We start from the raw sequence: 13,120 nt of genomic DNA on the forward strand, positions 1-13,120 counted from the left end.
TCAGTTCTTGCTAGGATCGGTGACCAGCGCGACCTTTTTGTATCCGGCCGCAGTGATGATGGACATGACCTCGGCGATCCGCCCGTAATTCACCTGGTTCGCCCCGCGAACATAGATTCGCTGGTCGACGCCAGTGGCTGCAATCTCTTTCAATTTGTCGGCGAGTTGACCGACCTCGATCGGCTGATCCATGACAAAAACGGAGCCCTTATCATCGACAGCGACGGAAATCGGCTTTTGCTCAATATTCAGCGCCGCCGCTTTGGTTTGCGGCAGATCGATCGGGACGCCGGTTGCCAGCAGGGGTGCCGCAACCATGAAGATGATCAATAGGACGAGCATGACGTCGATAAACGGCGTCATGTTGATTTCGGCCATGGCACCGTAGCGGGGCACGCCCCGCCGTCCACGGCCACCTTTGCGGCCCGCAATGCCAGACATGACCATATTCAAACACTCCGGCGTGGGGTTTCATTTTTGCGGCGCGGGAACACCCCTGGGTTCCATTCTCCCGCCCGAAGGTGGTCAGGCTGCCTTGTCTTGTGCGGCATGCTGATCGATCTGACGCGACAGAATGGCCGAAAACTCGTCCGCGAAGCCCTCAAGCCTCGCCTGTTTCTTGGCGACGTCGCCTTGGAACTTATTATAGGCGATCAATGCCGGGATGGCCGCGAACAGGCCGATCGCGGTCGCAAAAAGCGCTTCCGCTATGCCTGGTGCGACAACTGCAAGCGAAGTATTGCGGGAGGCCGCGATGGAACGGAAAGCCGTCATGATACCCCAGACGGTTCCGAACAGGCCGATAAACGGACCGGCCGATGCGACAGTCGCCAGAACCAGAAGATTGGACTCGAGCTTCTCCACCTCACGGGCAATCGAAACGTCGAGGACTTTTTCGATGCGGGCCTGAAGGCCCATAAAGGACGTTGCCACGCCTTGCAGCGAACGCCGCCATTCCCGCATCGCCGCCACAAACAAAGCCGCCATGCCGGAGGTCGGCCGCGACGACAAGGTCCCATAAAGCTCGTCGAGCGAGCTGCCCGACCAGAAAACTTCCTCGAATTGGGCCATGGCGCGTTCGGTCTTGGCGAACAACAATGTCTTGTTGATGATAATCGCCCAGCACCAGACCGAGGCCCCGAGCAATCCCACCATGACAAGCTTGACCACGAAATGGGCCGACCAGAACATGCCGAGCAGGGAAACTTCCATGGCGGGCGCCGCCAATCCGGAAGTTGCAATATCGGCAGGATTCATCGCGTTTGTCCTTCTAAGCTGTGCGGGCAAGGGGCGGCGGTCAAAGCCGATCCAGCGAGTCTTGACGGGAAATCGGTCATTTCTGGGGCTTTGCGGCGAAGCAGCAAGACCGGCCTTCGGCAGTCTGGAAATCTCTGAAAATTTGATCCATTAGCCTGGATCGCGGTTAAGATCCGGTTACCCCGTCGAAAACGAGAGTTTGACAAACATTACAGCGGTTTGACAGCAATCGGCGTCGGTTTGAATTTCATCAAGATTCCACTAGGTATTCGTCGCGCCCTGCCCCCCGCGACCACCGCAATTCTGACTTTTGCCGTCAAAAGGAGGTCCTGGCCGCGCCGGATCTTCTGGGCCATTTCGATCGACGCGCCCCCGACGTCGGCTGTAATGGTTTCGACCCAAATCTCGTCGTCCATCAATGCGGGTTTCAGAAAATCGATGGTCATCGCCCGCACAACAAAATGGAATCCGCCTGTGCCACCCCCCGCAAAGATGACGTTATGCTCAATTCCGAGGCTGCGTAGAAATTCGGTTCGGCCCCGTTCAAGGAACCTCAGATAGGAGGCATGATAGACCAGACCGGAAAAATCCGTGTCCTCATAATAGACGCGGATCTTGAGGCGGAACGGTTCTGACTCCGAAACGAGGGCGCCGTGCGTTGCTTCGCTGGATTTGGCTGGCATGAGATCAACATCATAGTTGAAGTGTGAAAAGTCTATTTGACTCATATGATCTAAGGAAATGAATCCCTTCAATTGAAAATTCGGATGAGGTCGTGATCAAAGAACTTCAATTACATTTCGCAGCCCCTGCCCGGGCGCCGGAGCGGCACGCCGGACACAGCGGAGCAAAGGAGGAATGATGGCCGCAAATAGCAACCGTCGAATTGCCGTTCTCGGTGGCGGTGCCTGGGGGACCGCCCTGGCCAATCTCGCTGCTCGCGCTTCAGCGGACATTGAAGCGGAAGTGATGCTCTGGGCACGCGATCCTTCCCATGTCGCGGAAATGCGAGCGACCGGAATCAATGCGCGGCATCTTCCCGGCGTCCCCCTTCAATCGAACGTCAGCCCCGTTGCGGAACTCTCGGAAGCAGCAGGCGCGGAACTGGTTCTCGCGGTAGTCCCCGCGCAGGCTCTTCGAGAGGTCCTCGAAGCCTTCGCGCCGCATGTCGCCGACGAGGTGCCGATCGTCGTTTGCGCCAAGGGAATCGAACACGCAAGCGGGATGTTCTTGAGCCAAGTCGTCAGCGCGACAATGCCGGAAAATCCGCCCGCGATTCTTTCCGGTCCAAGCTTTGCGGTCGACGTCGCTCAAGGCCTGCCGACCGCCGTCACCCTTGCGGCACAGGATGGCGATCTCGCCGCCAGACTGGTCAGCTATTTGGCGACGCCCTCCTTCCGGCTTTATTCCTCGACCGATGTCAGAGGCGTTGAAATCGGTGGCGCGGCCAAAAACGTTCTCGCCATCGCAAGTGGAATTGCCGCCGGGCGCGGCCTTGGCGCGAGTGCCGGAGCTGCCCTGATCGCCCGTGGGTTCGCCGAGCTCAGCCGCTTTGGCCAGGCCTATGGCGCGGAGCCAAGCACTTTGATGGGACTTTCCGGACTCGGGGATCTCGTCCTCACCTGCACCTCCGCCATGTCGCGGAATTACGCCCTCGGGATTGCACTCGGACGCGGCGCCTCTCCTGCCGACGCTCTGGCGCGGAGCGGGCTTTGCGAGGGGGTACATACTTGCGGCGTGCTCGTCGATCTGGCCAATGCCAAGAATATCGAAATGCCGATCGCCGCAGCCGTCGATGCGGTGCTCGCCGAAGCGATTACAGTCGAGGACGCTATCGCGGCACTCCTCTCCCGCCCTTCCAAGGCCGAATTCATTGACATGGGCTAAGAGCATGTTCCGAAAAAGTTGACCGACTTTTTCGATCAGAACATGCTCCAACTCGTTGAACTTGAGCGATTCCTTTTCGATCAGATGATTCCATCTGATCGGGAAGCGCTCTAGCAAGGCGCTACGCGTTCCACCAGCATCTTTAGCTTTTGTCGAATAAGACACGGAGACGGCAAGCAATGGCGCATTGGCTGCTTAAGAGCGAGCCCGGCAAATGGTCGTGGCAGGATCAGGTCAAGGCGGGTAAGAATGGCACCTTTTGGAATGGCGTGCGCAACCATGGCGCCAAGCTGAATTTGATGGCGATGCAAACCGGTGAGCAGGCCTTTTTCTATCATTCCAATGAAGGCAAGGACATCGTCGGCATCGTCGAAATCATCAGGCCGTTTTACCCCGATCCTTCCGATCCGAGCGGAAAATTCGGAATGGTGGATGTGCGCGCAGTCAAGCCGTTGAAGACCCCGCTCGGCCTCGCGGCCATCAAAGCGGACCCGCGTCTTAAAAATATGGTCCTTGCCAACAACTCGCGCCTATCCGTCCAACCGGTCAGCGACGACGAGTGGAAAATAATCTGTACCGAAGGCGGCCTTTGAGCCGCTCTGCCGCCACGACGACTTAGGGGGTTAGGCCGATGCACGTTGCTTGCGCGTTGTAGCGGCTTTCTTGGCGGACGCCGAACGCGCGGCCGCCGGTCGACGCGCGGAAGCCTGGCCACCAATCCGTCCGCCCTTTTCGGAAGAGACGTGAGACTCGGGTTTGCCCCGGCCTGAACCGCTTTTCTTACCGCCGCCGCTTTCCTTGTTGACGGTCGCCCAAGCCCTTCGCTCCGCTTCTTTTTCAGGAACGCCGCGGCCTTCATAACTTTCAGCAATATGATCGGCTTTGCGTTCCTGCTTGTCGGTGTATTTCGATTTGTCGCCGCGAGGCATTGCACCCTCCTGCGTGGCTTTTTGGATCGATGCCAAGGTCGCTTCGCCTCAGACGCGAAGCGACCTTCCAAGTCGAGCACACTTAAATTAGAGATTGGGCATTACGACAAGATCACTGCTTGCTCAGCCAATCATCGACATCCTTGCGGACGGCATCCTTACCGATGCCATAACGCTCCTGGATCTTGCCTTCGAATTGTTCCCGCTGGCCGGCGATTTTCTCGAGATCGTCGTCCGTAAGATGGCCCCATTGCTCCCTAATTTTACCCTTCAACTGCTTCCAGTTTCCCTCGACGCGATTCCAATCCATTTCAAACTCCGTGAATGAAACGTGCCGACTGTGCACGTCGTCCCGCTAAATGGCGACGGGCCGCCCGAGGTTCCAATAACGCCTACGCTTAGGTAACAGGATCGTCATCTCCCGCGGGTGTCGGGATGAAATTCACGGCAAAGTCTTGTGGAAGATTCAATCGAGAGCGACGCTAGTCCCAACGTGGGCTATGCTACCCTTGGCCGCGTCCAGCGGCTTAACTATAGGCCATGCGGAGGTTGAGCGTGCCTTCCACTCCGATCGAATCGTAATGTCGATCGAGCCATTGCTGAGCGGCGCTGCGGCCGAGGTCATGCAATTTGCTGATCAAGGTCCAGGACGCATCGAGCTTCGAGGCGGCGGAGAATTCTTCGAGAAAATTTCCGCCATCGATTCGATGCACCAAAGGGCGCATGTAATTGCTCAGCGACAGTTTGCCGGAATCGATCAACCGGATCACGAAGTCGATGGCCCGGAGCTCGCCCATCAGCGCCCCGTTAAAGGTAATTTCGTTGAGCCGGTTTTGAATGTCGCGGGACGATCGTGGAATTTCATCGCGTTCGATCGGGTTGATTTGAACGATGACAACGTCTGGACACGCGGTCTTATAAAACAACGGGAACAATGCTGGATTGCCCATATAGCCGCCGTCCCAATAGGCGACGCCATCGATTTTGACGGCTTGAAACACATAAGGCAGGCAAGCCGAAGCCATGACGTGATCGGCCGTGAGTTCCGGTCCTTCGAAAACCTTGATCATACCTGTACGAACATTTGTTGCGGCGACGAATAATTTAAGCTCGGTCAGCGCTCTGACCTTCGCGAAATCGACGGTCTTAAGCAGGTGATCGCGCAGCGGATTGATGTTGAATGGATTGAATTGATACGGGCTTGAATAATGGGTGAGAAAGTCGGTCCACCAATAGGCAAATTTTTCCTGCAGAGGCCAGTCCTGAAAGAGGGCCTCGTATAATTTTTTCTCGATGGTCGATAGCGCCCCAGTGTCGCTGACGGACCGCCAAAATCTAGCTAAGCTTTTGCGCGCGCCGGCCCGGCCGCCGTCGAGATAGCCTTCGGCCAGCACAACGGCATTCATGGCCCCGGCGCTTGTCCCCGTGATCGCTTCGATATCGAGTCTTGAGTCTTCGAGCAGCGCATCGAGAACGCCCCAGGTAAAGGCCCCATGCGAGCCGCCCCCCTGCAGCGCCAGATTGATCTTCTTTTTGCCGCCCCAATCGATCGTTTCGTTTGCGCTCGCCATGACGACGCCTCAACGAGGTCAGGCGGCGGTCCAGCCACCATCGATGGAGAGATTGGCCCCTGTGATCTGTGCCGCGGCGTCCGAACAAAGGTAAACGAAAAGGGAGGCGACCTCCTCGGCGGTCACAAATTGCTTGGTCGGCTGCGCCAGCAGGATCACATCGTGGATCACCTGCTCCCGCGTCAAATTGCGGGCCGCCATTGTGTCTGGGATTTGTTTTTCGACGAGCGGAGTCCAGACATAGCCCGGCGAAACGCAATTGACCGTGACGCCGAATGTCGCAAGTTCCAGCGCCGCGGTCTTGGTCAAACCGGCAAGCCCATGTTTGGCCGTCACATAAGCGCTTTTGAAGGGCGAGGCGACCAGCGAATGGGCCGAGGCGGTGCTGAGAATGCGGCCCCATTTGCGTGCCTTCATGCCCGGGATGGCGGCCGCCATTGCATGGAAGGCGGCGGAGAGATTGATCGCGATGATCATGTCCCAATTCACGCGCGGAAAGTCTTCGATCGGCGCGACATGCTGGACGCCGGCGTTGTTCACGAGAACATCGACGGAACCGAGCTTTTTCTCGGCCTCATGCACCATGGCGTGGATCTCATCGGGTTTCGTCATATCGGCGCCGGAATAAAACGCCTTGACGCCGAACTCCTTCTCGAGGCTCGCCCTCTCGGCTTCGATGGCCGCCGCGTCGCCCATGCCATTGATCATTAAATTGGCGCCTTCCTTGGCGAAGGCGCGGGCGATCGCGAGGCCAATGCCGCTGGTCGATCCTGTCACGATAGCATTGCGCGATTTTAGAGCCATAAGTCCTCCGGTGCTTCGTGACGCAACCGACGGCACCGATTGCCGCCCAGCCATAAAGCGATGCTATACAACGACCGGAGGGCGAAGCCAAAGCAAAGGTTGCGATCCCAATATCGCTTTATCGGTGCAACCGGGCTATATTACTCCCATGAATATTTCCCAAGATGCACGCCGGGCCAAGCCTCCCGCGGCTGAAGAGCCGGCGGACGCGCGCGCCGAAGGGGCGCTGGCCGCGGCCTTAACGCTGTGCCGGCGCAACAAGATCAGCCTTACTCCAGGTAGGCGCCGCATTCTTGAAATTCTGGCCCGCGAGGGCCGCCCTCTGGGCGCTTATGAAATGATCGACCGGGTCGCGGAGTCGACCGGCAAGCGCCCGGCCCCGATTTCCATCTATCGGGCGCTCGATTTTCTGCTCGACAACAACCTCATCCATAGGTTGGCCTCGCGCAACGCCTATCTCGCCTGCGGTCACGGTCACACCGCGCAGGAGCCGATCGTTTTCCTGATTTGCGATGTGTGTGGCGAGGTCGTCGAGGCGACCTCCCCGGCCATGCGCGGAAGTTTGGCGGATCTCGCCCGCCAGGCAAAGTTCTCGCCCCGCGCCCAAGTCATGGAAGTGGCTGGCCGTTGCAAGGCCTGCGCGGCGGCCTGAACAGGGGAAAGCTTGACGAGATTTAAGTTTTTGCGCACCAGTTGCCTGCGTTCAGCCTGTTCCTGACGAGGCAGCGCCCTCCGGGCGCCGTTTCCGAAGCTGGAGAGATCACCCCGCATGACCTTCGCCTCCAAGTCTCCGATCTCGCCCGAACCGGACATTTCCGACGATGCGGGCCCGCGTCCCCGTCGCGCCTGCGTTGGCGTGCGGGTCGGGACCGGAAAAGGCGCCATCATGGTCGGCGGTGGCGCCCCGATTGCCGTCCAATCCATGACCAACACGGACACCGCCGACATCGACGGGACCGTGACCCAGATTGCGGCGCTGGCCCGCGCGGGCTCGGAGCTCGTCCGCCTGACCGTCGACCGGGATGAAGCCGCCGCCGCCGTGCCGCACATTAGAGATCGTCTTGCCAAAATCGAGTGTCATGTGCCGCTGATCGGCGATTTCCACTATATCGGCCACAAGCTCTTGGCCGATCATCCCGCCTGTGCCGAAGCGCTCGACAAATATCGGATCAATCCCGGCAATGTCGGCTTCAAGGACAAGAAGGACCGGCAATTTTCGGCGATCGTCGAAACCGCGCTCAAGCATGGCAAGGCGGTGCGGATCGGCGCAAACTGGGGTTCCCTCGATCAGGAACTGCTGACCACCCTTATGGACGAAAACGCGCGGGCTCCCTCGCCCCGCTCGACCGGTGCCGTGACCCGCGAGGCCATGGTGCAATCGGCGCTGCGTTCCGCCGCGCGGGCCGAGGAAATCGGCCTTGGCAAGGATAGAATTATCCTTTCGGCAAAGGTCTCCGACGTCCAGCATCTCATCGCGGTCTATCGCACGCTCGCGCGCCGCAGCGATTACGCGCTGCATCTCGGCCTCACCGAGGCAGGCATGGGCTCGAAAGGCATTGTCGCCTCTTCCGCCGCCATGGGCATTTTGTTGCAGGAAGGGATCGGCGACACGATCCGGGTCTCGCTTACCCCCGAGCCCAACGGCGACCGCTCGATCGAAGTCAAAGTCGCGCAGGAACTCTTGCAGACAATGGGGTTTCGCACCTTCGTGCCGCTGGTCGCCGCCTGCCCCGGTTGCGGGCGCACCACCTCCACGGTTTTTCAGGAACTCGCGCGGGACATTCAGACCTATATCCGCGAAGAAATGCCGCTTTGGCGCGCGCGCTATCCGGGCGTCGAGGCGCTCAATGTCGCGGTCATGGGCTGCATCGTCAACGGGCCCGGCGAATCGAAACACGCCGATATCGGGATCTCCCTACCCGGCACCGGCGAGACGCCGGCGGCGCCCGTGTTCATCGATGGCCAAAAGGCGATGACGCTGCGTGGCGACGCCATCGCCGCCGAATTCAAGCAACTCGTCGAGGATTATATCGAGCGCAGGTTCGGCAGCGCGAAGAGCGCGGCGGAATAGCGTAGATTTTTGGGCAGATGTTACTTAGAGGGTAACATCAAAATCATGCGATCTGGTGGCCGGCCGCAAAAAGCCCGAACCATATCCGTAGGGCCTATGCTTCAATTTGCCGTGCCGGCAGACGGTGCGATTTGTGGCGCTCGTGGCTCTCGTCCGCCGCCGCTTTCTTGGCCTGCCGCCCGCGGGGCGCGCGCCTTTGGCTCTGAACATGCATGGACGCACGGACGGTCCAGCTGTCGCGAACCCTTTCGTACAAAAAGATGGGGTCGCGGCGCCGGCTCATGCATGAAAGCGCGTGGCATGACGGACAAAGAGGAATGGGTCGTCTGGAACGGCTCGATGGGAATCCTCGATATGGCGACGATCGGCCATATCGAGGATGGCGAGGGCGGCAGGAGCGCCTTTCTGGCACCGCCCTATGGCGTCGTGGGGCCGTTCAGTCTTGATGAACTTGAAACGCGAGGCCGGATCGCCTTTGGCGAATGTCTTGTCATGTCGCGCCAGAGATGGCAGGAGGATCAGGTCGATCTGCGCCTCGAGGCGCGCGAAAAACGCCGGGCCTTCCTGTTTCAGCCGGATTTCGACGACGACGATCAGGAACACCGCGAGGTCCTGAACCTGCCGATGGAGGGCGCGCTCAAGCCGTCGGAGATCAATGCCGCCTTCCGGCGGCTGGCCAAGACCGCCCATCCCGACGCAGGCGGCAGCAACGAACAATACCGTCGCATCGCGGAGGCGCGCGACGCGCTGCTCGAGCAATTCGCGAGCGCCTCGTAGGCTTGTGGTCATATGCGTTCAAAATTTAACTTGCTTGCGCAGATCATCCCTAAAATCTGCGGATTGTAACTCAATCATCTCATCTTCGGTCACCTCACCTCCAAAAGCCGCGCGGCGTAGCGGGCCATCAGATCGACTTCGAGGTTGATCTCATCTCCGACTGATCGCTCGTCCCATGTCGTGACCTTCAGAGTGTGCGGAATCAGCAGGACTGAAAAAACATCGCCCGCGACGCGATTGACCGTGAGCGATGTGCCATCGAGCGCGACCGAGCCTTTTTCGGCGATGAATCTCGCAAGCTCGTGCGGCACCTCGATCTCGATCTGCCGCATGCCGTTGAAATCCTCAATGGCAAGGATCTTTGCAACCGCATCGATATGACCAGTGACGATATGCCCGCCGAGTTCGTCGCCGACTCTGAGCGAGCGTTCCAGGTTCAACCGGGTGCCGGCCTTCCACTGGCGAGCTGTCGTCCGCGCAAGTGTCTCGGCTGCGACATCCACCTCGAACCAGCTGCGATCGTTTTTTGCACCGCTCGCGACCACGGTCAGACAAGGGCCGCCGCAGGCAATCGAGGCGCCGAGCGCGATCGTCTCCGCCGGATAGGAACAGGCAATGCGCAGACGATTCAATTTGGCTCCCACATCGATCGCCACAACCTCGCCGACATCGCTTACGAGTCCCGTAAACATCAAACTGCCTTTTCGTAGCGGGTCAGCCGGTCGGCCCCGATCAGTCTTGCTTCCGCCAAGCGATAATGCGCGGGATCGGCAAGTCGATCCGCCGTCTTCTCGTCGAGCCCCAACACGCCTTGCAGACCGAGTGGTTTCGGCGCTTTGAAAATCAGCACTTCGTCGGCGAGCCCCTGGCCGATCAAGCCCGCCGCCACGCGAGGCCCCCCCTCGCTGAAAACCCGCGTCAAGCCTCGCTTCGCAAGCAGCTCCAGGGCCGCCTCGAGGCTGACATGACCCGCGCCATCTCGGCGCACATGCGCGACCTCGATCTGTAACATGCGCAGGCTTGCGGCACGCTCTTCGCTCGCCCCCTCGCCGGCGATGATCAGCGTCGGAATTTTGGCCGCTGTCGCGGCAAGCCGCGTCGAAGGCGGCAGACGCAGATCGCTATCGAGGACGATGCGCAAGGGCGTTCGGCTTGCAAGGCCCGGGAGGCGCACGCTCAGAAGGGAGTCGTCCGCCACGATCGTCCCGACGCCCACCATGATCGCATCATGCATGGCCCGCATCATATGGATGAGACCATTGGCCGGAACGCCGGTAATGACGAGGCGGCGATCATGCGCCGACCCCGCAGCATAGCCGTCCGCGGTCAAAGCAAGCTTCAAGGTGACGGCGGGCCGGTTCTGGCTCACGCGCATAATATGCCCGAGATGGGCATGACGCGCCTCTTCCACGAGCACGCCCTTCGTAACTTCTATGCCTGCGTCAGCCAAAACCTGCGCGCCGCGTCCGCTGGCGCGGGGATCGGGATCATCCGTCGTGTAGACGACGCGCGCCACGCCAGCAGCGATGATCGCGTCGGTGCATGGCGGCGTCGCTCCATGATGACTGCAAGGTTCCAATGTCACATAGAGCGTTGCGCCGGCCGCGCGTTCTCCCGCTTCACGCAGGGCTTCGGTTTCCGCATGGGGGCGCCCGCCCGGCTTGGTGGTCCCACGCGCCAAAATGAGTCCCTCCTTGACAAGGAGGGCGCCGACTGCGGGGTTTGGCGCGCAAAGCCCGAGCCCGCGCCGGCCGAGCGCCAGCGCAGCCGCCATGAAACGCGCGTCGTCTGAGGACTCATTCATGCCCGGCTCGGCGAATGTGCTTTCGGCGGAGGAGACGCGGATGGCTCGTCTTCTTTGGCAGCCTCCGCGACGCCAGAGAGCTCGTCGATCAGCGCGTTGAAGTCGCGCGCCTCGCGAAAATTGCGATAGACCGATGCGAACCGCACGTAAGCGACACTGTCGAGTGCCCGCAGACCTTCCATGACAAGTTCGCCAATTCGTTCGCTCGGAATTTCGTTCTCGCCCTGACTTTCGAGTTGGCGAACGATCCCGTTCACCATCCGCTCGACACGTTCGGGATCCACGGGGCGTTTTCGCAGGGCGATTTCGAGAGAGCGCATCAGCTTTTCGCGCTCGAAGGGAACCCGCCGGCCAGATTTCTTCAGGACCATCAAGTCGCGCAATTGAACGCGCTCGAATGTCGTGAAACGGCCGCCACAATCAGGACAGACGCGGCGACGGCGAATGGCCGCGGCATCGTCCGTCGGGCGGGAGTCCTTGACCTGAGTTTCGAGACTGCCGCAGTAAGGGCACCGCATGGCGGACTTGCCTTAGAGCCTGGTGAGCGAAATCAAAATTCGGTTTCGCGAATGGCCATCGCGCCAATCGGATATTCAAGAGCATGATCCGATGTCGGTCTCTCGGACCATGCTCTTCAAGATATTGAGTCCGCGTTCAACCGTTCAATACACGGGGAAGCGGCTGGTCAGTTCGGTAACGCTTTCCTTGACCTTGGCTTCGACGCTCGCGTTATTCGCATCGCCGTTCTTGGCGAGCCCGTCCAAGGTGTCCGCGATAAGATCCCCCACGCGTTTGAACTCGGCAACGCCGAAGCCGCGCGAGGTGGCAGCCGGTGTGCCGAGGCGAATGCCCGAGGTGACCATCGGGCTTGCGGTATCGAAGGGAACGCCATTCTTGTTGCAGGTAATCGAAGCGCGTCCCAACGCCGCTTCCGCCGCCTTGCCGGTCAGTTGCTTCGGACGCAGGTCGACCAGCATCAGATGATTGTCCGTGCCGCCCGAGGCGAGCGCAAAGCCGCGCTCGACCAGGGTCGCCGCAAGCGCCTTGGCGTTGTCGGCAACCTGGCGCGCATAAATCTTGAATTCCGGCCGCAAGGCTTCGCCAAAGGCAACCGCTTTGCCGGCGATGACATGCATCAAGGGTCCACCCTGCAGACCCGGGAACACTGCGGAGTTGATCTTCTTGGCGATCGCCTCGTCATTGGTGAGGACCAATCCGCCGCGCGGACCGCGCAAGGTCTTATGCGTCGTCGATGTGACGACATGGGCGTGAGGGAATGGCGATGGATGCACCCCGCCAGCAACGAGACCGGCGAAATGTGCCATGTCGACGAAGAAATAGGCGCCGACGCTATCGGCAATCGCGCGGAACTGAGCAAAATCCCAATGCCGGGGATAGCCGGAACCGCCGGCGATGATCAGCTTCGGCTTATGCTCCTGGGCAAGCTGGGCGACGGCTTCCATGTCGATTCTGTGATCGTCCCGGCGGACGCCATAAGGAACGGGCTTGAACCATCGTCCGGACAGATTCACCGGGGAGCCATGGGTCAGATGACCGCCCGCGGCGAGATCAAGTCCGAGGAAGGTGTCACCTGGCTGGAGCAAAGCGAGAAACACAGCCTGGTTCGCTTGACTACCCGAATTCGGTTGAACATTCGCAAATTTGCAGTCGAACAAACGCGTGACGCGTTCGATGGCGAGGTTCTCAGCGATATCGACAAATTGGCAGCCGCCATAATAGCGCCGGCCCGGATAGCCTTCGGCATATTTGTTGGTGAGCACTGAACCCTGAGCTTCAAGCACGGCTTTTGAAACGATGTTCTCGGACGCGATGAGTTCAATCTCGTGCCGTTGGCGTCCGAGCTCCAGCTCGATCGCCTTGGCGATCTCGGGATCGGATTCGGCAAGCCCGGCCGCAAAAAAGGAATTTGGCATGGTGCGGTCGGCAAGGGATTGGCTCATGCTGCGAGCTCCTACAATAAAGGTCGGGTGCACACGCAAGGAAGGGCGCGGAAGCTGAA

At 59.8% G+C, this 13,120-nt stretch carries 17 protein-coding genes; 5 read left to right on the plus strand and 12 right to left on the minus strand.

Annotated features, from left to right (window positions below; translation table 11 throughout):
• The 3 genes from CU048_03760 to ybgC form a co-directional block, all read right to left on the minus strand.
• Positions 1 to 447: a protein TolR gene (locus CU048_03760; protein ID QBR70537.1), complete on the minus strand. Its 447-nt coding sequence runs from the start codon at positions 445 to 447 to the stop codon at positions 1 to 3.
• 78 nt (positions 448 to 525) lie between these two features.
• A complete protein-coding gene (gene tolQ / locus CU048_03765; GenBank protein QBR70538.1) occupies positions 526 to 1,257 on the minus strand; it encodes a protein TolQ in 732 nt (243 codons plus the stop codon).
• Positions 1,258 to 1,466: 209 nt separating this feature from the next.
• On the minus strand, positions 1,467 to 1,940 hold the full coding sequence (gene ybgC / locus CU048_03770) for a tol-pal system-associated acyl-CoA thioesterase (protein QBR72635.1): 474 nt from the start codon (positions 1,938 to 1,940) through the stop codon (positions 1,467 to 1,469).
• A 178-nt stretch (positions 1,941 to 2,118) separates the two neighbouring features.
• Here ybgC and CU048_03775 point away from each other — a divergent pair, with 178 nt between their 5' ends.
• Positions 2,119 to 3,144: a glycerol-3-phosphate dehydrogenase gene (locus tag CU048_03775; protein ID QBR72636.1), complete on the plus strand. Its 1,026-nt coding sequence runs from the start codon at positions 2,119 to 2,121 to the stop codon at positions 3,142 to 3,144.
• Between the two features lie 179 nt (positions 3,145 to 3,323).
• A complete protein-coding gene (locus CU048_03780; protein ID QBR70539.1) occupies positions 3,324 to 3,737 on the plus strand; it encodes an EVE domain-containing protein in 414 nt (137 codons plus the stop codon).
• A 30-nt stretch (positions 3,738 to 3,767) separates the two neighbouring features.
• Here the strand turns inward: CU048_03780 and CU048_03785 are convergent, their stop codons facing one another.
• From CU048_03785 to CU048_03800, 4 genes are all read right to left on the minus strand, one after another.
• Complete coding sequence (locus tag CU048_03785) at positions 3,768 to 4,073, minus strand: plasmid stabilization protein (protein ID QBR72637.1); 306 nt, start codon at positions 4,071 to 4,073, stop codon at positions 3,768 to 3,770.
• Between the two features lie 112 nt (positions 4,074 to 4,185).
• A complete protein-coding gene (locus tag CU048_03790; protein QBR70540.1) occupies positions 4,186 to 4,383 on the minus strand; it encodes a CsbD family protein in 198 nt (65 codons plus the stop codon).
• Positions 4,384 to 4,600: 217 nt separating this feature from the next.
• A complete protein-coding gene (locus CU048_03795) occupies positions 4,601 to 5,644 on the minus strand; it encodes a patatin (GenBank protein ID QBR70541.1) in 1,044 nt (347 codons plus the stop codon).
• Positions 5,645 to 5,662: 18 nt separating this feature from the next.
• The gene (locus CU048_03800) at positions 5,663 to 6,448 is read right to left on the minus strand and encodes a 3-hydroxybutyrate dehydrogenase (GenBank protein ID QBR70542.1); all 786 of its coding nucleotides are present in this window, start codon (positions 6,446 to 6,448) and stop codon (positions 5,663 to 5,665) included.
• Positions 6,449 to 6,596: 148 nt separating this feature from the next.
• Here CU048_03800 and CU048_03805 point away from each other — a divergent pair, with 148 nt between their 5' ends.
• Positions 6,597 to 7,100, plus strand: a complete 504-nt coding sequence (locus CU048_03805; protein QBR72638.1) for a Fur family transcriptional regulator — start codon at positions 6,597 to 6,599, stop codon at positions 7,098 to 7,100.
• A gap of 117 nt (positions 7,101 to 7,217) precedes the next feature.
• Positions 7,218 to 8,519: a 4-hydroxy-3-methylbut-2-en-1-yl diphosphate synthase gene (gene ispG / locus CU048_03810; protein ID QBR70543.1), complete on the plus strand. Its 1,302-nt coding sequence runs from the start codon at positions 7,218 to 7,220 to the stop codon at positions 8,517 to 8,519.
• 94 nt (positions 8,520 to 8,613) lie between these two features.
• Here the strand turns inward: ispG and CU048_03815 are convergent, their stop codons facing one another.
• Positions 8,614 to 8,802, minus strand: coding sequence for a hypothetical protein (locus tag CU048_03815; protein QBR70544.1), 189 nt, complete (start codon positions 8,800 to 8,802; stop codon positions 8,614 to 8,616).
• Positions 8,803 to 8,819: 17 nt separating this feature from the next.
• On the opposite strand from CU048_03815, the gene CU048_03820 reads away from it, so the two are divergent.
• A complete protein-coding gene (locus CU048_03820; protein QBR72639.1) occupies positions 8,820 to 9,296 on the plus strand; it encodes a molecular chaperone DnaJ in 477 nt (158 codons plus the stop codon).
• Between the two features lie 89 nt (positions 9,297 to 9,385).
• Here the strand turns inward: CU048_03820 and CU048_03825 are convergent, their stop codons facing one another.
• The 4 genes from CU048_03825 to glyA all read right to left on the minus strand — a co-directional run bounded on the left by CU048_03825 (position 9,386) and on the right by glyA (position 13,061).
• Positions 9,386 to 9,988: a riboflavin synthase gene (locus CU048_03825; protein QBR72640.1), complete on the minus strand. Its 603-nt coding sequence runs from the start codon at positions 9,986 to 9,988 to the stop codon at positions 9,386 to 9,388.
• The gene (ribD, locus tag CU048_03830) at positions 9,988 to 11,100 is read right to left on the minus strand and encodes a riboflavin biosynthesis protein RibD (protein QBR70545.1); all 1,113 of its coding nucleotides are present in this window, start codon (positions 11,098 to 11,100) and stop codon (positions 9,988 to 9,990) included. Before ribD ends, CU048_03825 begins: the two co-directional genes overlap by 1 nt.
• Positions 11,097 to 11,618 carry a transcriptional regulator NrdR gene (locus tag CU048_03835; GenBank protein QBR70546.1) on the minus strand — a complete coding sequence of 174 codons (522 nt, stop codon included), beginning with the start codon at positions 11,616 to 11,618 and terminating at the stop codon, positions 11,097 to 11,099. Before CU048_03835 ends, ribD begins: the two co-directional genes overlap by 4 nt.
• Before the next feature lie 144 nt (positions 11,619 to 11,762).
• Entirely contained in the window at positions 11,763 to 13,061 is a 1,299-nt protein-coding gene (gene glyA, locus CU048_03840) for a serine hydroxymethyltransferase (GenBank protein QBR70547.1), read from the minus strand.
• Between the last annotated feature and the right edge of the window lie 59 nt (positions 13,062 to 13,120).

The sequence above is a fragment of the Beijerinckiaceae bacterium genome, assembly GCA_004564215.1.
Classification (GTDB): Bacteria; Pseudomonadota; Alphaproteobacteria; order Rhizobiales; family Beijerinckiaceae; genus Methylocapsa.

Bases quoted from the DNA above. Each gene is read 5' to 3' on its own strand.
- CU048_03795 (QBR70541.1), bottom strand. From the start codon at position 5,644: ATGGCGAGCGCAAACGAAACGATCGATTGGGGCGGCAAAAAGAAGATC.
- CU048_03780 (QBR70539.1), top strand. From the start codon at position 3,324: ATGGCGCATTGGCTGCTTAAGAGCGAGCCCGGCAAATGGTCGTGGCAG.
- ribD (QBR70545.1), bottom strand. From the start codon at position 11,100: ATGAATGAGTCCTCAGACGACGCGCGTTTCATGGCGGCTGCGCTGGCG.
- CU048_03820 (QBR72639.1), top strand. From the start codon at position 8,820: ATGACGGACAAAGAGGAATGGGTCGTCTGGAACGGCTCGATGGGAATC.
- glyA (QBR70547.1), bottom strand. From the start codon at position 13,061: ATGAGCCAATCCCTTGCCGACCGCACCATGCCAAATTCCTTTTTTGCG.
- CU048_03775 (QBR72636.1), top strand. From the start codon at position 2,119: ATGGCCGCAAATAGCAACCGTCGAATTGCCGTTCTCGGTGGCGGTGCC.
- CU048_03815 (QBR70544.1), bottom strand. From the start codon at position 8,802: ATGAGCCGGCGCCGCGACCCCATCTTTTTGTACGAAAGGGTTCGCGAC.
- CU048_03790 (QBR70540.1), bottom strand. From the start codon at position 4,383: ATGGATTGGAATCGCGTCGAGGGAAACTGGAAGCAGTTGAAGGGTAAA.
- CU048_03760 (QBR70537.1), bottom strand. From the start codon at position 447: ATGGTCATGTCTGGCATTGCGGGCCGCAAAGGTGGCCGTGGACGGCGG.
- ybgC (QBR72635.1), bottom strand. From the start codon at position 1,940: ATGCCAGCCAAATCCAGCGAAGCAACGCACGGCGCCCTCGTTTCGGAG.
- tolQ (QBR70538.1), bottom strand. From the start codon at position 1,257: ATGAATCCTGCCGATATTGCAACTTCCGGATTGGCGGCGCCCGCCATG.
- ispG (QBR70543.1), top strand. From the start codon at position 7,218: ATGACCTTCGCCTCCAAGTCTCCGATCTCGCCCGAACCGGACATTTCC.
- CU048_03805 (QBR72638.1), top strand. From the start codon at position 6,597: ATGAATATTTCCCAAGATGCACGCCGGGCCAAGCCTCCCGCGGCTGAA.
- CU048_03825 (QBR72640.1), bottom strand. From the start codon at position 9,988: ATGTTTACGGGACTCGTAAGCGATGTCGGCGAGGTTGTGGCGATCGAT.
- CU048_03800 (QBR70542.1), bottom strand. From the start codon at position 6,448: ATGGCTCTAAAATCGCGCAATGCTATCGTGACAGGATCGACCAGCGGC.
- CU048_03835 (QBR70546.1), bottom strand. From the start codon at position 11,618: ATGCGGTGCCCTTACTGCGGCAGTCTCGAAACTCAGGTCAAGGACTCC.
- CU048_03785 (QBR72637.1), bottom strand. From the start codon at position 4,073: ATGCCTCGCGGCGACAAATCGAAATACACCGACAAGCAGGAACGCAAA.